Here is a 23,222-nt window from a genome sequence, read left to right as displayed (position 1 = left end):
GACGCCAAATGTGAAGAGGCAGCCCATGTTTTTGTTGGACAGCGTGGTGGGGTTTAGCGCGAGCGACCTGACGGAAGCCGCATCGTGCGAATTTGCTGCTGCCAGGAAGTTGGATGGGCTGCTCCGGCATGACAAACACACCACTCCAACCGACAAAATGATGGACCGGACCGCAGAACTAGGACTCGCGCACGAGAAGCGGGTCCTCGCCCAACTCCGAGAAGGCGACGGCGGCGGCGTGGCACCGTCTTTCGTGGAGATCGAATTTCCCCGCGTGTGGACCTATGACGAGCTCCTGAGCAAACACGCCCAAACAGTTGCGGCGCTCAATGCTGGCACCGACATCGTCTACCAGGGAACCTTTTTCGATGGCACCTTCTACGGTCGCGCAGACTTCTTGGTCCGCCTGGAAGACGGGTACCAAGTCGTCGACACCAAGCTGGCGAGATCCACCAAAATTCCTGCGCTGCTTCAGATTGCTGCCTACGCCGATCAACTAATCAAGGCAGGACTCTCAACCTCGAAGCAGATCCGGCTCATCCGCGGTGATGGCACGAGCGATTTTCACGACATCGCAGAGATTCGAGCGGTCTACCTCGACCGCAGGCGGCGTTTCGAGGAGATGATTGCCGACCGCCACCTCGCTACATCGGAAATCGAGTGGAACAGCGCGGAGTACGTCGCCTGCGGCTCGTGCGATATCTGCGCTGTTGAGGTCCTGGCCCATGACGACCTTCGCCGCGTCGCAAAGATGACGATGGCGCAACGCCGGAAGCTGATGGCGTGCGGTATCCGCACCATGCACGAACTCGCGTCAAGGCAGGATATTGACGCCAAGATTCCGGAGCGGACTCTCAAGACGTTGCAAGCGCAGGCGTTGCTGCAGTGCCGAAACCTCACCGGTGACACGGGCACAGATGTTCTCTACGACGTCTTCAATCCAGCGGTTCTAGCTGAGTTGCCACCGCCGGACGCTGGCGATATCTACTTTGATTTCGAAGGTGATCCGCTCTGGGCCGAGAACGACTCCCCCGTCTGGGGACTGGAGTACCTATTCGGGGTTGTCGAGCGCATCGAAGGTCTCCCCGAAGCCGAGGTCGGAGAATTCAAGCCCTTCTGGGCGCACACTCGCGCGGAAGAAAAGCGGGCGCTCCAAGACTTCCTCGCCTACGTCGAAGCTCGCCGAGCGCGCTACCCCAACATGCACATCTATCACTACGCGCCCTACGAGACAACCGCTTTGAAAAGGTTATCGTTGCGCCACGGTACGGGCGAAGATTCCGTCGACAACCTCCTGCGCCAGGGTGTTTTCGTCGACCTTTACGGCGTCGTGCGTTCGTCACTGCGCGTTTCGCAACCCTCTTACTCCATCAAAAAGCTTGAACCGCTCTACATGGGCGACGAGCTGCGGAATGAAGACGGGGTGACAAACGCTGCTGATTCGATCGTCGGGTATCACGAGTACTGCGAAATGCGCGACGGTGGCGACACCGTCGGTGCGCTGACCCGGCTCAGCGAGATAGGCGATTACAACTTCTACGACTGCAAATCCACTCTCAAGCTGCACCGATGGCTGCTGGAGCGCGCCGCTGACGCAGGAATTGCGTCTACCTTTGATCCGTCAAAGTCGGATATCAGTGCCATCGAAGCGACTTCGGAAACCACCGAAACCACAGAGCTTGCTGAGGCGCTACTTTCCGCTGCGGGCGAGGGCAAGCGGTCCGACATCAACCAGGCTATTGCGATGGCCGGGGCCGCGCTCGGGTACCACGCTCGCGAGGACAAACCGGTGTGGTGGGCTCACTATGCACGGCTCATCCAACCTCCGGACGAATGGATGGACGAACGCGGCTCTCTTGTCGCTGACCGTGGGGCCGAGATTCACGAGGACTGGAACGTGCCCAAGGGCGCGCGCACCCAAAAGCGAATCGTCAAGCTCACAGGAACCCGTGCTCCAGGGTCGAATTTGGCCGTGGCGGACGATATGTACGCCCTCTACGACAACCCCGTCGAGCCGATGAAGGTCGGCGCCAATGGTGGGCGCGGCTGGATCGGTGCCAAAATCACTCAGATCGAACCCGGCACCGACGGGATCGACGTCGTGTACATACAAGAGAGCGTCGGCAAAGACGCCGACCCCTTCGACACGCTGCCCATGGCAGTGACGCCGGGGGCCCCGTTGCCCACCACGTCGCAGCGTGCCGCAATTCGCGCACTCGCCCAGCAGGTATCGGAGGTGATGCCGGATCTTCCCGCTCAACCCGCCATCGACATCCTTGCGCGGCGACCTCCCCGGCTGCGTGGCGACGCCAGTCTCCCTGCCGTAGCTGAAAGCCCTGACGGCTACATCACCGCAATCACCGACGCCGTAAAGCTTCTCGACAATTCCTACCTCGCTGTCCAAGGGCCGCCCGGTACTGGAAAGACCTACGTCGGTTCTCGCGTCATAGCCACGTTGGTAGCCCAGGGGTGGAAGATCGGTGTGGTCGCCCAATCGCACGCGGCGGTGGAGAACGTCCTCGAGGCCGTGGTGAGTGCGGGCGTGCCGGCATCCCAGATTGCCAAGAAAATTAAAGGCACCAAGCCCGTCCCGTGGCAACAGCCCGATAAAGCACCTGAATGGGCGAAGTTCATTCACCTGCAGCAGGGTGGCTGGGTGATGGGTGGAACCGCTTGGGATCTGACAAGCGAGAAGAAGATCCCGCCGGGCACGCTCGATCTCCTCGTCATCGACGAGGCAGGCCAATACAGCCTCGCCAACACTCTCGCCGTCTCTCGGGCAACGCAGCGATTATTACTGCTCGGCGACCCTGCGCAACTGCCACAGGTCAGCCAGGGAATCCACCCCGAACCGGTGGACCTGTCAGCTTTGGGATGGCTCGCCGACGGGCAGCGGGTACTGCCTGATCGCTACGGCTATTTCCTCGAAACGAGTTGGCGGATGCATCCCGCTTTGTGCACTTCCGTGTCAGACCTTTCCTATGACGGGAAACTGTCCTCCGAGCACTCCGCCTCGGACCGCAAGCTGGAAGGGGTCAGGCCCGGGGTGCAGATCAAAAGCGTGCTGCACGAGGGCAATTCCGTCGTCAGCAGCGAGGAGGCAGCGAAGGTTCTGCGGCAGGTTCAGCTACTCCTGGGCCGAGATTGGACCTCGGCACTCGGCGCACCCCCACGACCGCTGGAAGAGTCCGACTTCCTGGTAGTGGCCCCGTACAACGCTCAGGTGGCCTGCATCAAAAAGGTGCTGTCCGAAGCAAAATACCCGCACATTCCGGTGGGAACCGTCGACAAGTTCCAGGGCCAGGAGGCACCGGTCGTCATCGTCAGCATGACGGCCTCTGCCGCAGACGACGTGCCACGCGGTATCGACTTCCTCCTTTCGCGCAACCGTCTCAACGTCGCCATTTCGCGGGGGCAGTGGTCGGCGATCATCATTGCCTCCCCCGGATTGACCGACTTCCTACCCACCACCCCAGCCGGTTTGGGCGAGCTGGGTGCGTTCCTGACCCTCTGCAGATCGGCTCGCGGTGGCACGGATGGTGAGGCCACGTGACGGCATCGGCATTTGCCGGGGAGGGGCGCCGGTCCAGACCGTCATCACCGGACCAACTGGCCCTGGCAAACTCGCCGGCCAGCATCGCTAGGATCGGCGAATGAGCCCACATCCAATCGACGTTCTTGGTCCAGGCTGGAGCGCTCAGACTTTGGAGCTCGCTCCGGACTCCGAAGGACCCGTCACCGCCACGTTGGTCCGAAGAGAGTCGAGGGAAGGGGAGCAAAAAACGCCCAGCCGACGCGCAGTTCTGTACGTCCACGGCTACATCGACTACTTCTTCCAAACCCACCTCGGCGACGCGTGGGCCGATCACGGTTACGACTTCTACGCGTTGGACCTGCGTAAATACGGTCGTTCGTTGCGCGCGCACCAAACACCGAACTACATCACCGATCTTGCCGCCTACGACGAGGAACTCGACGAAGCAGTTCGCATCATTCGTGCTGACGGACACGACGTAGTCGTCGTCATGGCGCACTCCACCGGGGGCCTTATCGTCCCGCTGTGGGCCAACCGGCGACGTGGGCCGCACCAGATCGACGGCATCATTTTGAACAGCCCCTGGTTCGATTTGAACGGCAACCGTTTCGAACAAACCATTCTCACGCGAATAGTCAATGTGATTGGCAGATTCCGTCCGAAGCAGATTGTGTCAAAGCTCCCCAGTCACTACGCCCGGTCATTGCACCAGAGCGCCAACGGAACCTGGGATTTCAATCTTGCCTGGAAGCCATTTAACGGCTTCCCGGTGCGTGCCGGTTGGCTTCGCGCTATCAGGAAAGCGCACGCGGAGCTGAACGCGGGAATCTCCATCGATGTACCAATTTTGGTGTGCGCCTCCGATGCCAGCGGTAACCATCGACGTGCAAGCCCCGAGCTCACGCACACCGACTGCGTCCTCAACGTGCAGCACATGGTTGACGGCGCCCCTCGGTTGGGCAAGGACGTCACCCTCGTTCACATCCCCGGCGGTATCCACGATCTAGCGCTTTCGGCTCTTCCTGTCCGAACACAGTTCTTCGACGAGGTTTTCGCCTGGGCGAAAACCCACCTTCCCGACAAGCCCGCCTCCACCGGCAACCTCGACACCGGCAGCCTCGACACCGGCAGCCTCGATACATGAGCCGCGATCCCCACCAGACTCACCTGCTGGGCGCAATCGCATCGCTAGCCGTGGGCCCAGTCGATGCCGTGCAGCACGGGCGCGTCGAAGTTCCCACGGCGTTTCGAAAACTTCAGACCCACGGACGGACACAGCTCGGACCCACAGGCCTCGCCGGTGACACCCAGGCCGACCTCACCGTGCACGGCGGTCCCGAAAAGGCAGTCTGCGTCTACCCTCTGGAGCACTACGGGCATTGGGAGGCGCTCCTTGGCGTGCCCTTGTCACCCCCAGCGTTTGGTGAAAATATCACCAGCAAAGGGCTTCTCGAGGCGGAGGTTTTTCTCGGCGACATCTTCACCTGGGGTACTGCGGTGGTGCAGGTCAGCCAGCCGCGCCGCCCGTGCTTCAAAATCGCCGCCATCCACCGACGAAAAGATCTCGCAGTGTTGGTCGAGGACAGCCTGCGGACCGGCTTCTACTTCCGGGTCCTGCAACCGGGGTTCGTGCAGCAGGAAGACCCGGTAACACTCACGGATGTCAGCCCGGTAGGGGTGAGTGTCCGAGATGTCAGCCAAGCGATGAACGGCGCAAAGGCAGGACTCCTCCGAGAGGATCGGATCGCTCTGCTGAGAAGGGTCTTGCGCTCTGCTTCGGTGCTTCCCGAGCGCTGGGTGCCCGGCCTGCGTAGTGATCTCGCCGAGCTCATGGAAGGCCCACCCGAGACCGGTTTCGATGCGGCAGCTTCCGCTGCTGCGTCCGAATCGCCTGTCGCTTCGGGAGAGAGCGCTCGACTCCTGGGGCCCCGTGACGCCTAGCAACAACAGCCCTTCCTACCTGACCATTTCTGGGACCGCCACGGCCGAGATCGACGTCAAACGATCCCGTTTCGTCGCGGTGATCCTTCCCGTGTCTTCCGATCAAGCCGCGAAGGCCATCATCGACGGGCAACGGCGGCTCCACCACGCCGCCCGTCATCATTGTTCGGCCTACATCCTTGCGCCAACCATCCTTGCGCCGAACATCCTTGCGCCGAACATCCTTGCGCCGAACATCCTTGCGTCGTACATCTCGGCCGACCGTCCTATCGGCAGCGCGCCAGCTTTAGACGCCGCAGCTACCCTCGACCGGCCCCGCGCCGCCGGCGTTAACCCCGCGCGCCCCGCAAGCTCCGAGGGCTCCGCGCCGCTGAGCCTTGCCACGGAACGGGCCAACGACGACGGCGAACCTGCCGGCACGGCCGGCATGCCCATGCTCGATGTGCTGCGTGGAGCTCAGCTGATGGACGTCATCGCGGTGGTCACCCGCTACTTCGGCGGCACCTTGCTCGGAGCTGGCGGTCTGGTCCGGGCCTACTCCGATGCCGCCTCCGCGGCGTGCAAAGAGGCCAAGCCATTACGGCGCAGCTTGTTCCAGCTGTTTGCCGTTGCAGTTGATCACGCCAGGGCCGGGCAGGTCGAAGCGCAACTACGTAATCGCAGCGTGCGGATACACAGCGTCGAGTACGAAACAAATGCCGTCCTCACACTTGCGGTCGAGCCTCACCACACAGCCGAACTCACCTCGATAGTTGCCGGCATCACTGCCGGCGCAGGCACCCTCCGACCCGTGGGGTACGCCTGGGTGCAGTCATGACTCACGCTGCGATGAACCCGCCCGAGTGGGGTCGGTAACGGGCCGAACGCGAGTGAGGTGCCCCCGAAGTGGGACAGATCACCCGGCATTACTTCCTTTTTTGGCACACTCCCGCGCCAAATAGCGTGTGCGAGGTGACAGCACCACTGGTGAGCGTGCACGATCAGAGAGTGACTACGGAGCGAAGCGAGGACCGCGGCACAGGCGCGCACTCTGCAGCTCCGATCGAGGCAGCTCCGATCGAGGCGCCTGATACCCCACTGGAAGGCAACAGCTCAGCACCGCAGGGCACCTTTCTGGAGCCGGCCCCCAACCCCGCGATCCGCAAAGGCAGCTGGGATGACCGCTGGCCGGTGGACGGCGCCAGCCCGGCAAGTACCCCTCCCACAGACCCCCAAGCCAGGGCAGCAAAGCCAGCATGGCGTAAGTGCCTCAATATCATCATTGTCGTTGCGGCGGTCGCTGTGGTGTTCTTCGTACTCCGAGGAAAGTTGCCCTCGCTGGCCTCCATTGGCGCGGCGTTGCAAAAAGCTCGCTGGGAATGGATCGTCGTCGCCGCAATCTGCACTGCAGCGTCCATATCGCTGTTTGCTGAACAACAACGGCAGCTCTTGAAAGCCTTCGAAACCCGCATTACCCGGCGTCGCACCACGGCGATCACCTACGCCAGCACCGCGCTGACCAATAGCCTGCCCGCCGGCGCCGCGGTATCCGCCGGATTCTCCTTCAATCAATACCGTGCCGCTGGCGCCAGCAGGGCAACCGCAGCCACCGTGATGGTTCTTTCCGGCCTGATCTCAATCGCCACCTTGGTGCTGCTCTACCTGGTGGTGCTCAGCGCCACCGCCGCTACATCATTCATCACTCTGGTGACGGAAAACCGTGCCCTCATCATCGTTATCGCTGTGATCTTCGTAGTGCTGGTAGCGGTAATCCTCCGGCGGGCCATCAGGGGCCCCGCCTCCCTCGACGGCATTCGGTCCACACCGCGACTGGATCAGTTCGAAATCAAGTGGCCCAAAATCGCCGGGATCATCCGGGATGGGAGGGAAACACTCAGGCAGGCGAAGCACGTCAAGTTCAAAGAGTGGATGTGGGCAATTTTGGCCACATCAGGAAAGTGGGCGCTCGAGGGAGTTTGCCTGCTGATGTGCTGCCTGGCGTTCGATATCCAGATCGACCTTCTCCAGCTGGCCGGGCTGTATCTGTCGGTTCAACTGGTCCGGCAAATCCCGTTGACCCCCGGTGGTATCGGCCCCGTCGAGACGGCACTTCTCGTGGGGCTGCTTACCTATGGCGCCGGTTACGGCACAGCGACAGCCGCCGTTCTCATCTATCGCGTCCTATCGGCGTGGATCATTATTCCGATCGGTTTCGCGTTGTTGGCCGAAATGAAGCGCCGTGATGCACGGCGGGAAGCCGCCAGCACCGCCGAACTCGTCTGACGTTCACCCCGCCCGGAGACCGCAGGCGGTGATGCTGCCTCCCGCGCCCTGAATAACACCGAATCGGAACTGATCGAGTCGGTCGAAGGCGGGGTCGCTGCCTGTGTTGACCAAGTGGTTGGCCGAATCAGCCTGCAGGAGCAACACTGTCGCTTCGTCGAAATCGCCCGGGCTAATTTGTAAACCGTAGGTGCCCGGAACGCGGAGAACCTCCCCGCTGAAGATTCCCGTCAAGCAGCTCACTGCGCTGACAGCGCGCTGGTCGGTGAGGGAATATCCCAGCTGCACCAGAGCCGCAGAACCGTACGCCAATCCCAGCGCTGTTAGCACAGCGTAATCACCGCTTTTTCGGTGCACTTCGCGCAAGCTGACCTCATCGGAAATCAACACGGTGTTGGAATCTGGGCAATAGGAGACAATGTGTTTTTCGGGACACCCATCCGAACCGGTCGGACCCACAGTGAGCGTCGGCGGCTTCCACTCCACTCCCAATTCCTTGAATTTGGTGGTGAAATACTCGTTGAGGGAGCTCTCGGAGAATTTAAGCGTCTCCTCGTAGGTGGCGTTTCCAAGGCCATCAGTACTGGCGTTGTCCGAGCTGAACTCCTGTTGGGTGAAGACCCTGGCGTCGTTGAAATCGTCACGGCAAGCGGTCGGCCCGGACTGGTAACCCTCCTGGAAGGCGCTGACCCTGTCGAAGGCGCTTCCATGCGCGCTACGGTCGTTCGGATCTGAACCCACCTGGTCCGGCAACACCAAAGCCCACGCTGCAAGGGTCAGGTCCAGGTTTTCTTCGTTGAAACTGAAGTGCGGGGCCTTCTTTTCTTGCACTTGTTTGGCCCACGTGCCCGCAAAGCAGTCAGCCTGGGTTTCCATTACAATTGAGAGGTTACTGGTGTCGCCAACACGCGCCTGAATGGCGTGCCCCAGCTCGTGCGCCATCACCAACGCCACCTGAAGATCGCTGTAATTGCTCGCGAACTCGTCCACCAGCGGGCGCCAGTAGGCAATCTCGTCGAATGCTGGGCAGTAGAAAGCATTGTCGACCACGGCTTCGTCGTTAGGGCCATCCATGCAGGAAGAGGCATGCCCTTCCCCTGGCGCAATGGAGTAATAGCCGCCCCGAAGCGGTTCGAAATCGATTCCGTACACCTGCGGGAAGAACTCGGAATAGTAACGGTTGATGTCATCCAAGGAATCCCTCACCACCTGATCCGGCCCGTCATCCAACGCAAACCTGATCGGAAAGGAGGACGGCGTGTACCCGGCGGGCTTAGTAGACGGCACCGCCATCGGATCACTGGAGGCATTGCCAGAAATGGTCGTCGCGCACCCACTCAGCAACAGCGCTGTCGCGAGCACCGCGGGCATCACGCGCCCCGCCCGGGACCGGAATTGAGTAGCGCCCTGGGCAGCCATGTTTTCCTCCGTTAACCCCGGCCACACGGCCGAGACTGCAACTTCCCGCCCCGCCGTGTACCTAGTCAGCACCGACGGCCAACAAAGGCGCACTGAGCCGCCGTGCCACACCGTAATTGTGCCCTAATGCGGGCCGCGCGGCAGGGGTTATCCCCACAACGGCAGCGCCGAACCTCAAGGACCCCTAGCGAGTGACACGAGCACCTGTTCCGCTAATCCCGGTAGGGCACCTATGCTGCCGGGGTATGAGCAAAATCGATTCGTCGGTGTCGGGTCCAGCGCAGCCGGTGGGCAGCCGGGGTCAGATAGTTGCGTGGGCCTTCTGGGACTGGGGTTCCGCGGCCTTCAATACCGTCGTCGTCACCTTTATTTTTTCGCGCTACCTCACCACCAGCAATGTCGCTGGCGATATGTCGGAAGCGCAAGCATCCGCGCGACTCTCGATCGCTGTTGCCATTGCGGGCATTCTGATCGCCTTATTCGCTCCGGTCGCCGGCCAGCGCGCCGATGCGCTCGGTAAGCGACGGCAATCGGTCGCCATCTGGACGGCGGCAGTCGTGGCGTGCTCGGCTGGGCTGTTCTTCGTCAAACCCGATCCCTCCTACTTCCTCCTCGGCATCGTCTTGTACGCGGCCGGCTTGGTGTTCTTCGAATTCTCGGAGGTGTCCTACAACGCGATGTTGCGGCAGATCTCCACCCCGCAAACGGTCGGCCGGGTCTCCGGACTCGGATGGTCAATGGGCTATTTCGGTGGCATCGTTTTACTACTGATCGCCTACGTCGGCTTCATCGCAGGCGAAGACAACGCACCCACGGCGGGTCTGTTCGGAATCTCCACGGACGAGAGCCTCAACATCCGATTAATTGCCGTGTTTGCAGCGGTGTGGTTCGCGGTCTTCGCGCTGCCCGTTTTGTTCAAAGTTCCGGAGAAGCCCGCCGACCCAGGGGCGGGCAGGCAATCGCTCGTCGACTCCTACAAAATGCTGATCGGCGACATTAAGCGACTGTGGGCACAGGACCGCAACACCCTGTATTTCCTTTTCGCCTCAGCGGTGTTCCGCGACGGGATGTCCTACATCTTCACCGTCGCCGCAATCCTGGCGGTTTCGTTGTTCGATATTCCCACTGGGGACGTGCTCATTTTTGGCATTGCCGCGAACGTCATCTCCGCCATCGGGGCATTAGCCGCAGGGCGCCTCGACGATAGCCTCGGCCCCAAAAAAGTGATCATTTATTCCCTTCTGGGCATTCTGGTCAGTGGCTGCATCCTGCTGGCGCTTTCGGGCCCGACCGCATTTTGGGTGTTCGGTTTGATCCTGTGCTTATTTGTCGGTCCAGCGCAATCGGCTTCCCGGACGTTCATGGCGCGCCTGATCACCACGGGCAACGAAGGCAAGATGTTTGGTCTCTACGCCACCACCGGTCGGGCCGTCGCCTTCTTGGCACCGGCGCTCTACGCGCTTGGGGCTGGCGTGACCGACAACGAGCGGGTGGGCGGGTACGGCATCATGCTGGTGATCGCTGCCGGGCTGTTGATGTTGCTGCGAGTCCGCTCACCGCAACCAGCGCTCACCCACTAACCGAGCAGCACCCCGCGCTGATTGGCAGTACTCTTCTCCCGCACAGTTGTCGCGGGCCCAAAAAATTGCCGGGCCCGCCCGCCGCGCCATTACCGGACACCCAGAACGAAGGGATAGACCGCCGTGGCGCCGGCTTCGCGCAACGCTTTCGCGGTCACTGTCAGGGTCCAGCCTGAGTCGGTGTAGTCGTCCACCAACAGCACGGGCCCCGCACCAAGGTTGCTTTCCAGGTGCAGATGATGACGGTTCACCACAGTTTTGAGGCGCTGCGCCGAGTTGCTCTGACCTGTGTTCAACGGCCCGTCTTGGGCGAGAACGAAAGACCCAAGGACGGGCAGCTTCAAGAAGCGCCCCAGCCCCTGCGCGATGTGGGCCACCAACAGTGGCCTGGACGCCGAGTCGATGAAAACGATGCCGGCGGGGCGCCCAGCCGGGAAGTCCCAATCGTCGAGGACCGCGACCATGGCATGCCGTAACGGAATCGGGACCTCACCATCGGGGGTGTTGCTAGAGAACAGCTCTCGGAGCGCAGACCCATGTCCGAGGCTGTCCAGCCGCGCGACGGCGCGACCCTGCTCGGGGCGCTGACCGGGGGCAATCTTGCCGCTTAATGCCACACCCAGCTGGCTCATCGCGGTCGGCCACATTGCCCTCGGCTCCACCGGCACACCCGGTTTGTTCAATCGCTCGGCGGCCCGGGCGACATCGGCGGCGTCAACCTGCATCGCGAGCGCCAACCCACCGCAGTTGTCGCACCTACCGCAGGGGCCGGCACCCGGATCGTCGAGCACGCGACGCAAAAACTGAAGCCGGCACTCTGTGGTCGAAAGGTATTCCAGCATCGAGTTCTGCTCACCGCGGCGCGCAGTATTGACGCGGTCGTACCGATCCGCGTCGTACACCCAGGCTTGGCCGGTCGCGACCCACCCGCCGGCCACGCGACGAACCGCACCGTCGACATCGAGGACCTTCAGCATGGTTTCCAACCGCGACCTGCGCAGCGAAACTTGCGCTTCTAGAGCTGGAACCGAGATCGGTGTGGGCGAAGCACCGAGTACGGCGAGCGTTTCCCGCACTGCGGACTCCGGCGGAAATCCCAGCGACCCGAAGTACTCCCAGATCTGCTGATCGTCGGTGCCGGGTAATGCCACCACGGTGGCGCGAGAGACACCGCGGCCGGCGCGGCCCACCTGTTGGTAATAAGCAATCGGCGATGCAGGCATCCCCAGGTGGATCACGAAACCGAGATCTGGTTTGTCGAAACCCATTCCGAGAGCAGAAGTAGCGATCAAGGCCTTCACCTGATTGCCGAGGAGTCGCTGCTCGGCGTCCAATCGCTCCGCCTGATCCGTCTGGCCAGAATAGGCTGCAACCTCAAAACCGTTGGCCCGCAGGTGATCTGCCACCTGCTCGGTGGCGGCGACCGTGAGGCAGTATATTATCCCCGACCCCTGAAGCTTCGGCAGCTGCTCGACCAACCAGGCCAACCGCGCCGGTTGGCTGGGCAGTGTTACGACACCCAGGTGCAAAGACTCCCGGTCCAGCGTCCCGCGCAGCACGAGAACATCTGCCCCGACGCCCGCAGCGCTGGTCTCCAATTGTTCGGCAACATCCGTCATCACGCGCTCATTCGCTGTAGCCGTGGTCGCCAACACCGGAATACCGGCGGGCAACTGAGTCAACATGGTGCGGATCCGTCGGTAGTCCGGTCGGAAATCGTGGCCCCAATCGGAAATGCAGTGCGCCTCGTCCACCACCAGCAGGCCCGCGCTGGCCGCAAGTCCGGGCAGGACCTCGTCTCGAAAACCCGGGTTGTTCAACCGCTCCGGCGACACCAGAAGTACGTCCACCTCGCCGGCCCGCACCTGCTGGTAGGTCTGGCCCCACTCTTGGGCGTTGGCAGAGTTGATCGTCACCGCGGTGATGCCGGCCGCAGCGGCGGCCGAGATCTGGTTCCGCATCAGCGCCAGTAGCGGTGAGATGATCACGGTGGGGCCAGCACCCATCGAGCGCAGTAGGGCGGTCGCCACGAAGTACACGGCAGACTTCCCCCAGCCCGTGCGCTGAACCACCAGCGCCCGCCTGCGGTCAGCGACCAGAGCTTCTATCGCCACCCACTGATCCGCGCGGAGCACCGCCTCTTGCGACTGCACAAGGTCGCGCAGGTGGTGTTCTGCCCGCTCCCGCAGCTCAATGCGGTCCACACCGGGGCCACCAGATGCGGGGCCACCAGATGCGGGGCCACCAGATGCGAGGCCACCAGATGCGAGGCGCTCAGCCTGGTCGGGTTTCGTCATATGGATAACAGTGCCGCACCACACCGACAGCCGAGCAACGGCCAAGGTCAGCGCCTCGGAGCGCGGCCGGTGAAGTTAGCCCGCGGCAACTTCTGTGTAGTTCATATCGATCACCGAGCGGACGGCAAGCCCGGACCAGTGCTGTTTTGCCAGTTCTCGCACCTTCGGCCGATCGGCAAGGGTGAAAAGCTTGCGGGCGAGGCCGCACCCCGTTACCAGAGAAATCAGTACCAGTACCCGGCTGGGCACCTCTTGCCCGTCAATAGCGGCGCTCATCCGATCGCGAATTTCAGCCTCGGGCACTCGGCTGATCTGCGGGTAGCGCTTCAGAGTGAACAACCCGAGGATTTTAGTTTCCTGCTCTTTGACTAAGCCCTGCTCCGTCAACGAAGTCAACACGCCCGTGCGAGGGTGGTGCGGTTGCAGGGTGCGGACCCAGAACTCAGGCTTGTGCGGCTCCGGATCAGCCGCGATCTGACGCAGCAACGAATCCACACCGTCGTGGCCCACGGGGGCCTGATCCACCAGCAGGACAAGAGAGTTCACCAGCGCGATCCGACCGGCGATTTCGAGCTCAGCCAGCAAGGCGCCCGCAAAAGCGCAGTCGAGCTCCATCTTGCCGATCAGCGGACGCCCGTTCTCCTCGCGCAGCGCCAGAAGAGCCAATTCGTCGATCAGCGACAGATTCGTCTCACCCATACCCCGACGGTACTTCACCCCGGGCAGGACACCGGTCACACCGACAGATCTAACTGCCGCTACTTGAACCGCCCCAAGGCGTCAAGGATGAGGAATACGGAGATCATCACGGCGAGGGTGATCGTGATCCCAATGACGATCGGCCCCAGGTTCTTGGGAGTTTCTTTCGGCTTGTGGCTCAGCCCCACTGTCGCGGAGCCTGAATCCGGCGGGGTGCTGCCCGGCAGCACGCTCCCGCCGGCGTCGAGGTCGGGATCGTTCGTGGGATCTGGGTCGGGAGGCAGCGCGGTCATGACTAAGTTCCTACCCATCTTCGGGTGTGGCCAACCGCGTGATCTACGGCTCCAACACAAACAACGGGATGACGCGCTCGGTGTTTTGTTGGTATTCCGCGTACGGCGGATACGCAGCCACTGCGCGCTCCCACCACACAGCCTTCTCGTCGCCAAAAACCTCACGTGCGGTTAATCGCGCCACATGCTGTCCGTCTCGGACCTCAACCCTGGGGTCTGCTGTGACATTGAAGTACCAGACCGGGTGCTTCGGGGCGCCGCCCAACGATGCGACAGCTGCGTAGACGCCGTCATGTTCTACTCGCATCAGGGGAATCTTGCGCAGTTTTCCGGTCTTGACGCCAATGGTGTTCACGATGATGACGGGCATGCCGAGCATCATCGTTCCCTCCGTGCCTCCGGACTCTTCAATGGCAGCGACCTGGTCGCGTACCCACTTGGTAGGGCTCGGTTCGTACTCAGCGTCGAAAGTCATAACGACAACGCTAGACCCGTCCTCGCCTTACTCGAAGGTGCCATTGGTGGGGTTGCGAATATTCATCGGTGCGCCCGCGGCTTCACACGCCGTGTTCACGGTCGCGGCGGCCTTGGAGAACTTTTGCGCGGCAACGTCATCGCTCGGTTTCTTCCACTGCTCCGCAGCAGTCTCCAGGTCGCGGAAGGCGGGTAGCAGTGTGTCCGGCGCCGCCTGCGCAGCGCTGTGCACCCGAGCTGGCAGTTGCAAAAGCGCGGAAGAAATAGCGGTGGTGCCGCCAGCTGGCTTACCTGCTTCGACCCACCGCCAGACTGCGTCGTAAACGGAGTTCTCGCTGCTGGCAAGCAGCGCACACGCCCGGCTCGCACCGGCCTCGTCGGAACTTTGCCCGCAACCGGTGAGCAATAGCGCGGCGATCGCGATGCTGGGGAGCAGCTTCTTCATAATCTTCTGATCCAAACGTCAAGGCTGGCGGGAGCAACAACCATTTCTATTGTGGCCCCTCGTCATGCCGGGTTTGCCCTGGCTGTCGCGGAAGACGCGTGACGTTATTCATGCCTAACCGTCACACTCGGCCCTAGGGTGTCCGGGCCCGGGGCGGGCAATTCTGCCTATGAGCAGTTCCGCAGGACGCATTTGGCTCAGAGTATTACCTGCCCGAGAGGCCTTGCCGCTGCCATCGCCATCTTTGGTACTGCGGTGAAGACCGGTGAACTAGTCGATGCAATTGAGCCCGTCGCCCTCGCAGGATAAATCAGCCTCAACATCGATGGGGAGCACTTCGAGCGACGGGTCCGATACGAGCTCGTCAATGAGCGCCGCCGTCCCCCCGACGAGAGTCGAATCGAAGTCGATTTCGGTGGCGAGCACCCAGGAGTGATCGTCGGGCCACAGGATGCTTGGCGACTGCGGCCGCACGGTGTTGCCGACCCACGGAGCACTATCCGGCCATAACTCAGCATCCGAGAAATCGGTTGCCCCCGCTTCGAACAAGACGTAGCGCCGCCCGGTAGCCGCGTGTAGTTCAAACCTTGACCCAGCCGCAACCTCTTCAGTCAGCAGCCCGGTACCGGGTTTCGGATGGTGGTGGGCCACTCCCGGGCGTGCGCCGACTACCGAACGCAGCCTTGCGATCCCCAGCCGGGCCGATGCCGCAAGTCGCTCGCCCAGCGACGGGCCCATTCCCTGCCCACCGGTCTCATCGCGGTATCGGGCAGGCATTCCGTAAGCAGGGCTGAACCCGAAACTAACGAATCCCGCCGAACTGACAAGGCCGCCCCAGCCGTCCCAGATTGCCGCGATCCCGTGGTCCTGGGTGTCGGTGTGACGGGCGAGAATTCTCGCGACTGCAGCGAGGGTGTCTGCGTCCAGCGACCCTTCCGATGGTTCGTTGTAGCGCCAGCCGTCGGCCGCTACCACCTGATGAGCGCCTTCGGAGGCGGATCGCACGAGCCGCGCGAATTGCGCCTGGGAGTGCATGGTGGTGCCGAACGATTCGGCGGCATTCGCCCAGCTGGTTCGCTCTGTATCGAGAACCGATTCTGCGTCCGAGGCGCCGTCCCACAACGTCCGCCCGTCAAAGCCGTGCCACGTTTTCGTTCCGGTCGGGCGGTCCCGACCGGCCGGATGGAATATACGGGCATAGGACTCGAAACCCGGAGGCACTATTGACGCGATGCTGCCAAACGGCGCTGCTTCCATCTGGCGAAGCCACTCGCCGCGTGCGACGTCGGGCACCCAGGCAAATTGATCAGACATGGACCCACTGTCCTCGCATCAGTCCCACTAGGCCACCTACGTCGCGTCCGTGCTGGCGGGCCACGCAAATGCGTTCACCTGCGAACGAGAGAGCCGGGTTGTGGGCAAAGGTGAGCACCAACACACCTTCCACACCTGGTCATCTCAGACAAAAACCCCCTGACCTGGACTTATAGGCCAGATCAGAGGGTATTTTCTTGGCGGTGGCGGTGGGATGTTGGTCGCGGGGATAAGCTATGCCCCATGCCGACGAGTGCTGCGGACACAGCTACCAAATGCGCAGATGGTGGCCGATCTGTTCCCTATTGCCAAACTGGCTAAGCAGGTAGTGACCCACGACTAAGGGCCCCGAGGCTGGGCCGGGAACAAAACTGGGCGCACATGTTTCTGCTGCTCAGGGGCGGCGGCAGCCTCTCCTCGGCTGCATTGGCGAAAGTGTGATCGGTATTCGCCATCGAACACCCCAGTGATCAGCTCGCAGCAGCATGGGCGGTCAAAGAACAACCCAGATCGACCCTGCGACCCGACGAACGGGTCGCCGCACGACGGCAGAAGTAGACCTGCGACCTTTACGTCAAGGTGGACGCGAAGGGCGAAATCGACACCGTGGCAAAGACTGTCACCACCTGGTGGCCACAGATCCTGGCCGCAATCACCACCAGCGCTTCCAACGCGATAGGCGAGATAAAAACCTGGGCGACACAAATATCAAACGGACCGGTAGCGGCTACAGCAACAATCAGCGCTGCCGCGACCGGTTTATGCCAAGACCAGCTACCCGAAACTGATCAGCGTGACAACCTCGGAACGGCGGACTCAGGCGAAGGCCTGGATAGACATCCGCCGCACCATTCATCCAGAGGCAGTCAGCACCTCGAGACCCGTTATTGACGTTGTCAGATTCATCGATGCTGCGGGAAACGCCTAGAGCGCCCGACTATGCAGCCTCCAATAGAGCTACAACTGTTCGAGTCCAGCCGTTGCGCCTGCTGCGATTCATTCCCGTAAGACCAGAGCCTTTGCCGTGTCAGACGTCCAAACGGGTAAAATAATTTTACTCGGCAAGTCTTTACCAGAAATTTCAGCCTTTCGCTTCTACTCCGCGCCACCGATAGACTACCGTCGAAAGCGTCATGGGGAGGATTTCAACACATGCGAGAAATCCAGCCGAAGGAGCTTGCCAAGAGCGAGCGCCAGTGGGAAAGCAGGTTTAAGACCTGATTGCCGTGTCTCTGGCGGAGTCTCTGATGCATGCGCTCACGGAACAACAAGTTGCATACGGATGGCGCAACCTTAATATTCAAGGGAAGCCATCTCACATAATCGCGCGCGACAATCATACAATCTACGTCGTGGAGATGAGTACCATGCGTCTGTTTGAGGCGAACGATCAAACGTTCCGGAAGTTCCAATCCCTTGGGGCTGGGACAGGTCTCGACTCTGCAGATAACCGAGCTGAGGGCCGGAACCGTTGAGAAGGCGGATGGCTCGAGCGTCAGGAAATATCGCTCCCGGACCAATCAAAGGAAATGGAGACTTTCGGCTGCTTATGCTTGGTAACGCTGTCAGCGAATTTGGCACCGCTATGGGGGCAATCACCGTCATCCTGATCGCGTTTAAATACAGTACCAGCGCGATAATCACGGGCCTCATCGACGCTGTTGAAATGTTGGCTCTCTTCCTCATTGGCGTGCCCGCAGGATGGGTCGCAGATCACTATTCCAAGCGAATCATCATGAAGATCAGTGCGTGCGGAGGTCTTATCTCATACGGCCTGTTGGCGTGGCTTGTCTTCGCCGGCAGATTCAATTTCGTCCTCCTTTTTGTCTTCATCCTATGCGTCTCGACTGCATCTTGCCTCTATCGAGCTTGCGGGAGGGCGGCGCTGCGTTCGATCGTCCAGTCAGAAGACATCGGTGTAGCAACATCGATAGTCCAGGCGCGCGCTGCGATATGTAGCGTTCTCGGTCCTCCGATTGGAGGCCTTCTGTTCGCTACCTTTGACTGGCTGCCCCTTGCGATAAACTCCATCACTTTTCTCGCTCCAATCTTAGCAATCCTTCTGATAAGACGGTCGTTGGCCGATAACACCTGTAAACGAACCGACGCAACATTCAAATCATCAATGCTCATTGGTATGGCTTTCATTGCGCACCATAGAGTACTCCGAAGCTTGACAGCAATCGGCGCGATCGCAAGCTTCGCCTCCGCCGGCTACGTAATAACGCTAGTAATTTCTATGCAACAACGTCATTTCTCTGCGACGCTCACTGGTGCGGTACAGAGCGCATGCGCCATAGGGCTAATACTCGGGGCGCTCTTCTCGCAAGCAGTCGCCGCGCGAATTTCTTTGCGGAAAACTGCAGTCTTGGCACTGTCGCTTGCTGCATTTGGCTTTGCAACTGCGGCACTTGCCGAGACTGCGCTCATAATACTTCCGGCACTAGCTGCAGGATGCATCTTGGTGGTTCCCTTGCTCAGCGCCATTGCCACATACGAGACAATGACGGTGCCGATCACTATCCAAGGTAGGGTCACTACCGCCGACGAGGTGTTAACCGACGGTCTGAACCCGTTAGCTCCACTCATCGGAACGATATTGCTTACAACCGCCGGTCACATACTTGCACTCCTGGTTTTCGCCGGTCTTTTAGCTGCAGCCGCCGTCTTCTCATATCTAGCCAGAGGACTTCGCATCCTTGAAGCACAATCAGAATTTACAGTTCACGCAAACATAGGGAATAACGAGATTGAGGCTCGCCCAAATGCATAATGCGATGCTCGGCTCATGGATCGAAAATCCAAGTCTTGATAGTGGAGTCGGGACTTCCGATGGCACACCATGGGTCCAGAAAACTTACGCACGGATTGCAACTACCGCATTGAAGGTTAGTTCGGGTTTGCACGCTGTCGCTTGCCAGGGTGAAAGGACCTACTTTCTGCCACTTGGTTTCTAGCGGTGGTCCCTTCACCCTGGCAGGCGACACTTGCAGATTAAGGAATACGCGCTGTCTACCGACAACAAAAAACCCTGTTTTGCCTGTTCAACCGGGCAAAACAGGGTATTTGTTTGGCGGTGGCGGTGGGATTTGAACCCACGGAACGCTTTCACGCTCACACGCTTTCGAGGCGTGCTCCTTCGGCCGCTCGGACACGCCACCGGGGAAAACTTTACCGGACAGCCGGGAGTGGTTTTACCGCCTCAAGCCCCGGCGAGTGCAGGATTACCACGCACAAACCCTCCCATGAGCGTGGTAACGCTGCACTCGGCAGCGGGACCCACAAGAAGCACCCCCAGGAAGCACCGGCTCTACCGGTGCTGCGCGAAGAACTCCACCAACGCGGCGGCGCACTCTGCCTCCAGCACCCCGCCGCGGACCTCGGGCCGGTGCGTCAGGCGCCGATCCCGCAAAACGTCCCACAACGATCCTGCTGCACCGGTTTTGGGTTCCCAACAGCCGAAAACGACTCGCTGGATCCGAGCCAATCCGATCGCGCCCGCGCACATCGTGCACGGTTCCGCGGTGACCGCCAACGTGCAACCTTCGAGGCGCCACGTACCGAGGGCCTTTGCCGCGGTCGATAAAGCGAGGATTTCCGCGTGTGCAGTCGGATCCTGGCGGGCTTCACGGGCGTTACCCGCCACCGCAATAATTTCGCCGTTCGACGCCATCACCACCGCGCCGATGGGCACATCCCCTGCTTTACCGGCTGCAAGTCCATGGCCCAGCGCTCGGCGGATGAGATCTTCGTCAGAGTGCAGGGCGGGTGCGGGCGTCACGACTTGTCGATGACCGCTGCCAGCTGGTCGGCGAAACCACATCGCTGCGCGATCATTGCCAGCTGCTCGTCCGGGTAGAGGTCCACCTCGTTGACGATGAGCGCCAATTCCTGCTCCGGCACCCCTAGGTCGGCAAGAAGCGCGAGGTCGCCCTCCGGCCAAGCATCGTCATCGATGTCGTCCTCGTCCGGCGTTTCCAGATGCAACAGGTCGAGGACGTCGGCCGCCAGGTCGTAGTCGAGCGCTGCGGTCGCATCGGAGAGCAGCAGGGACACACCACCGGGGATAGGACGAATGACGACGAAGAACTCATCATCAACGCACACCAGCCCGAAGACGGCGCCGTCGGCTGCGACGCGACGTAGCCCGGTAATGATGCCGTCGAGATCGTCCAGCAAATCTGCGGCAAGCAGCGAGCAGCTCCATTTCCCGTCTGCGCGGACTACTGCCACGGCGAATCCCTCGGTGCTCACGCGGCCAACCGTACGCGGGAAGTCACTGCATTTCCAAGCAAAGCCAGGTCCAAAGTTTGCAGTAACCACAGAGTCGGTGGTGCAGCCTGAATCGCATCGGGGATGATGACGCGTGTGACCGCTAAAACGACTGAATCTGCGACCGCACCAGACTTGATGTTGCCGCCCGTGTGCATCCTCGGGTTGGGACTGATCGGGGGCTCGCTGATGCGTGCGGCAAGCACTAAGACCAGCGTGTTCGGCTGGTCGCGCAGCGACCAAACGAGGCAAAGCGCACTCGAAGACGGTTTCGCGGTCTCCGCCTCTCTAGAGGAAGCCCTCGCAAAAGCTGCCGATACGGACGCCCTTGTTGTGCTGGCCTCCCCCGTGCCGACATTCGCTCCGCTGCTGCGCACCATCAACGATGTCGCTCCGACCGTTCGGCTCACCGATGTGGCCAGCGTCAAATCGATGGTTGCCGACCTGGTTAGCCAGCACGCCCCCCATGCTCGCTTTGTCGGATCACATCCCATGGCGGGGACTGCGCACTCCGGCTGGAGGGCCGGCTCACCGGACCTCTTCCGAGGGGCTGCCTGGGTCACCTGTATTGACGAGGAGACCGACATCGCTGATTGGCTCCCCGTGGCTGCCCTCGCACTCGCCGTCGGTAGCCGCGTTGTGCCGTGTGAGAGCGGGGAGCATGATCGCGCGGTCGCTCGCATCTCCCATCTGCCCCACCTGTTGGCGCTGGCGCTGGCGCAAGTGGGCGAACTGGGTGGCCCGCTTGCCATGTCGCTGGCCGCTTCGTCATTTGCCGATGGCACTCGGGTTGCGGGCACGCGTCCCGAACTGATCCGCGCATTCACGGAAACTAACGTCCCCGCGCTGGTTGACGCTTTGGACGATGCCCTGGGCATCATCGGGGTCGCGCGGGCTTCGCTGGCATCCACCGGCTCGCTGGTCAAGATCACTGAAGCGGGCCACGCTGCGCGGCTTGCGTTCGACGACCGCGGGAGCGACCTGACGGCGGTCGAACTCACCGGACAGGACCTCGCGGAGCAGCTGTTGGCAGTCGGTTCCGCGGGCGGGCACGTCACGCACCTCACACTGAAAGCCGGCGACCCGGAAGGCGCACTCGTGCGCGCCCTCTACCCGAGCCTTGATGGTGACCTCTAACAGCAGGGTTGCCGGATCTGCGGCTGGAGCCGTTCACGTTCGGAGCACGGGATGGCCAGGGCATGGGGACGCACGGACGCGCACGGTATCAATGGGCGAAGACTGGGCAGCTCCGGGGCTTACGCCGTAGTCTCATTCCCATCACCAGCCTGGCGGCAATACGGACAAAATCTGTACGCCGCGACGGGCAACACCATTGTGAGAGGCCTCCCTATGCAGCGTCTTGGCGCGTTCCTCCGGACGTACTGGACTCGCGGCCTTCCCGGCCGTCCTACCCCGAAGTCTGTCGACAAGCTGATGCTCCGGTGGTGGCTCGTCGCCTTGGCCTGCAAACTTTTGGGCTCAAGTTGGGATGTTTCCTGGCATTTCAAGTGGCTACGCGATGATTTAGCTCCACCGCACCTGCTCAACACCGTGGGCACCGGCATCGCCATTGTGCTCGTGTTGACCTACTCGATCACCGGCTACGGCGTCGATAAGTTGTCTCTGCGCATCATCCAATGGGGTACCGGAATTTTCCTGATTGCCGCGCCCATTGACGTCATCAACCATCGCGTCAATGGGCTGGATCTGACCGCTTGGTCGCCTTCGCACGCGATGCTTTATTTCGGCACCGCCGTGATGATCGCCGGCATTATTCGCCTGTGGTACTTGCGCTACCCCCGCGAGAACACGGCGAGCTGGGCGATCGGTCTGACGGCCCTATTCGCCTTCTTCTTCGAGAACGCCCACTTCGCACAGCTGCAGCAGGAATACGGAATCCTCGAAATCGCCTCGTGGTTCCGCGGCAGCGCCTACGCGGAGGGCGAACTTCTCAACTTCGCCGCCGGGCAGCTTGGCCGCCCGGTGGATGCCATCTCGCTCGAGAAGTTCGCATTGCCGATCCCGCCCTGGGTCTACCCGATCTGGGCCCTGGTGGTGTGTGTACCGATCCTCGTCCTAGCACGTCATATGGTGGGCAAGTTCTGGACCGCGACCGCGATCACCGGCGGCTACGTCCTCTATCGCGCCGTCACGCTGCCGCTGCTGGTGGCCGGTTCGTTCCCCCCCTCCGTTCCACCGGTCTGGTTGGTGGGCGTCGGAGTGCTGGTGGACGCGCTTTTCCTGGTCCGCGCACACGCGTACCTGCGGGCCGTGCTCGGCGGAGTGTTGGTCACCGCAGGCGGTTACGGCGCGCTCTGGCTGCAGAACGTGGTTTCCGGAACGCCCACCGATCTTGCCTACAAGCCAATCGAGCAGGTCGAGGCTGCCTACGCTGCCGGCGCCGGCGATCCCCTCCGCTTCCCACCCGTCGACTACGCGTCCCTGTGGTGGGCACTGCCAGGCGCCGTCGCGACCTGGCTGCTTATTACCTACGCCGCGCAACGCTGGCTCGGCTTTGGGACGCCCCGACCGCCAGCGGGCGCGGTGAAGTACGCCGCCGAACCTGCCCGCGGTAAGAACGGATACCTGATGGGAGCGCCTGCTGCGCTGGCTGGTTCGCATATTCCGGTCAAGCGTCCCGGTCGTCCGGTCAAGCAAAGCGCACAACCGCGAGCCAAGAGCCGGTAGCCA

At 61.5% G+C, this 23,222-nt stretch carries 19 protein-coding genes and 1 tRNA gene; 10 read left to right on the top strand and 10 right to left on the bottom strand.

Features of this window, described 5'->3' with window-relative positions:
* The first annotated feature begins 25 nt into the window (after nt 1-25).
* The 5 genes from EH165_RS01880 (at nt 26) to EH165_RS01860 (ending at nt 7,738) form a co-directional block, all read left to right on the top strand.
* Nucleotides 26-3,553, top strand: a complete 3,528-nt coding sequence (locus EH165_RS01880) for a TM0106 family RecB-like putative nuclease (protein ID WP_124797785.1) — start codon at nt 26-28, stop codon at nt 3,551-3,553.
* A gap of 100 nt (nt 3,554-3,653) precedes the next feature.
* Nucleotides 3,654-4,679 (top strand): alpha/beta hydrolase, encoded by a 1,026-nt coding sequence (locus EH165_RS01875; protein WP_124797784.1) that lies wholly within the window; start codon nt 3,654-3,656, stop codon nt 4,677-4,679.
* Nucleotides 4,676-5,476, top strand: coding sequence for an MOSC domain-containing protein (locus tag EH165_RS01870; protein WP_124797783.1), 801 nt, complete (start codon nt 4,676-4,678; stop codon nt 5,474-5,476). Before EH165_RS01875 ends, EH165_RS01870 begins: the two co-directional genes overlap by 4 nt.
* Complete coding sequence (locus tag EH165_RS01865; protein ID WP_164479074.1) at nt 5,466-6,293, top strand: YigZ family protein; 828 nt, start codon at nt 5,466-5,468, stop codon at nt 6,291-6,293. Before EH165_RS01870 ends, EH165_RS01865 begins: the two co-directional genes overlap by 11 nt.
* A gap of 134 nt (nt 6,294-6,427) precedes the next feature.
* Nucleotides 6,428-7,738, top strand: coding sequence for a lysylphosphatidylglycerol synthase transmembrane domain-containing protein (locus EH165_RS01860; RefSeq protein ID WP_164479073.1), 1,311 nt, complete (start codon nt 6,428-6,430; stop codon nt 7,736-7,738).
* Between the two features lie 3 nt (nt 7,739-7,741).
* Here the strand turns inward: EH165_RS01860 and EH165_RS01855 are convergent, their stop codons facing one another.
* Complete coding sequence (locus EH165_RS01855; protein ID WP_124797780.1) at nt 7,742-9,157, bottom strand: neutral zinc metallopeptidase; 1,416 nt, start codon at nt 9,155-9,157, stop codon at nt 7,742-7,744.
* Between the two features lie 245 nt (nt 9,158-9,402).
* Here EH165_RS01855 and EH165_RS01850 point away from each other — a divergent pair, with 245 nt between their 5' ends.
* Nucleotides 9,403-10,737 carry an MFS transporter gene (locus EH165_RS01850; protein WP_124797779.1) on the top strand — a complete coding sequence of 445 codons (1,335 nt, stop codon included), beginning with the start codon at nt 9,403-9,405 and terminating at the stop codon, nt 10,735-10,737.
* Between the two features lie 89 nt (nt 10,738-10,826).
* Here the strand turns inward: EH165_RS01850 and EH165_RS01845 are convergent, their stop codons facing one another.
* The 6 genes from EH165_RS01845 to EH165_RS01820 all read right to left on the bottom strand — a co-directional run bounded on the left by EH165_RS01845 (nt 10,827) and on the right by EH165_RS01820 (nt 16,259).
* Complete coding sequence (locus EH165_RS01845; protein ID WP_124797778.1) at nt 10,827-13,034, bottom strand: RecQ family ATP-dependent DNA helicase; 2,208 nt, start codon at nt 13,032-13,034, stop codon at nt 10,827-10,829.
* 75 nt (nt 13,035-13,109) lie between these two features.
* Nucleotides 13,110-13,733, bottom strand: coding sequence for a GOLPH3/VPS74 family protein (locus EH165_RS01840; RefSeq protein ID WP_124797777.1), 624 nt, complete (start codon nt 13,731-13,733; stop codon nt 13,110-13,112).
* A gap of 59 nt (nt 13,734-13,792) precedes the next feature.
* Nucleotides 13,793-14,026, bottom strand: coding sequence for a DUF6480 family protein (locus tag EH165_RS01835; RefSeq protein ID WP_124797776.1), 234 nt, complete (start codon nt 14,024-14,026; stop codon nt 13,793-13,795).
* 43 nt (nt 14,027-14,069) lie between these two features.
* Nucleotides 14,070-14,501 (bottom strand): nitroreductase family deazaflavin-dependent oxidoreductase, encoded by a 432-nt coding sequence (locus tag EH165_RS01830; RefSeq protein WP_124797775.1) that lies wholly within the window; start codon nt 14,499-14,501, stop codon nt 14,070-14,072.
* A gap of 27 nt (nt 14,502-14,528) precedes the next feature.
* Nucleotides 14,529-14,960: a hypothetical protein gene (locus tag EH165_RS01825; RefSeq protein ID WP_124797774.1), complete on the bottom strand. Its 432-nt coding sequence runs from the start codon at nt 14,958-14,960 to the stop codon at nt 14,529-14,531.
* Nucleotides 14,961-15,215: 255 nt separating this feature from the next.
* Complete coding sequence (locus EH165_RS01820; protein ID WP_124797773.1) at nt 15,216-16,259, bottom strand: hypothetical protein; 1,044 nt, start codon at nt 16,257-16,259, stop codon at nt 15,216-15,218.
* Nucleotides 16,260-17,052: 793 nt separating this feature from the next.
* On the opposite strand from EH165_RS01820, the gene EH165_RS16400 reads away from it, so the two are divergent.
* Together EH165_RS16400 and EH165_RS01815 are read left to right on the top strand one after the other, a co-directional pair.
* Nucleotides 17,053-17,187: a hypothetical protein gene (locus EH165_RS16400; protein ID WP_277870517.1), complete on the top strand. Its 135-nt coding sequence runs from the start codon at nt 17,053-17,055 to the stop codon at nt 17,185-17,187.
* Between the two features lie 555 nt (nt 17,188-17,742).
* The gene (locus EH165_RS01815; protein ID WP_124797772.1) at nt 17,743-19,032 is read left to right on the top strand and encodes an MFS transporter; all 1,290 of its coding nucleotides are present in this window, start codon (nt 17,743-17,745) and stop codon (nt 19,030-19,032) included.
* A 298-nt stretch (nt 19,033-19,330) separates the two neighbouring features.
* Here EH165_RS01815 and EH165_RS01810 read toward each other — a convergent pair.
* The 3 genes from EH165_RS01810 to EH165_RS01800 form a co-directional block, all read right to left on the bottom strand.
* Nucleotides 19,331-19,420 (bottom strand) — tRNA-Ser (locus EH165_RS01810).
* A gap of 149 nt (nt 19,421-19,569) precedes the next feature.
* A complete protein-coding gene (locus EH165_RS01805; RefSeq protein ID WP_422392121.1) occupies nt 19,570-20,022 on the bottom strand; it encodes a nucleoside deaminase in 453 nt (150 codons plus the stop codon).
* A 14-nt stretch (nt 20,023-20,036) separates the two neighbouring features.
* Nucleotides 20,037-20,513, bottom strand: coding sequence for a tRNA adenosine deaminase-associated protein (locus EH165_RS01800; RefSeq protein ID WP_124797770.1), 477 nt, complete (start codon nt 20,511-20,513; stop codon nt 20,037-20,039).
* Nucleotides 20,514-20,669: 156 nt separating this feature from the next.
* Between EH165_RS01800 and EH165_RS01795 the strand changes: the two genes are divergently transcribed.
* Together EH165_RS01795 and EH165_RS01790 are read left to right on the top strand one after the other, a co-directional pair.
* Entirely contained in the window at nt 20,670-21,668 is a 999-nt protein-coding gene (locus EH165_RS01795; protein WP_124800234.1) for a prephenate dehydrogenase, read from the top strand.
* A gap of 51 nt (nt 21,669-21,719) precedes the next feature.
* Nucleotides 21,720-23,219, top strand: coding sequence for a hypothetical protein (locus tag EH165_RS01790; RefSeq protein WP_124797769.1), 1,500 nt, complete (start codon nt 21,720-21,722; stop codon nt 23,217-23,219).
* Nucleotides 23,220-23,222: the final 3 nt, after the last annotated feature.

Source organism: Nakamurella antarctica (genome assembly GCF_003860405.1).
Lineage (GTDB): Bacteria > Actinomycetota > Actinomycetes > Mycobacteriales > Nakamurellaceae > Nakamurella > Nakamurella antarctica.
Note: the sequence above shows the minus strand (reverse complement) of the source record. Positions and strands in the feature narration are given on the sequence as shown.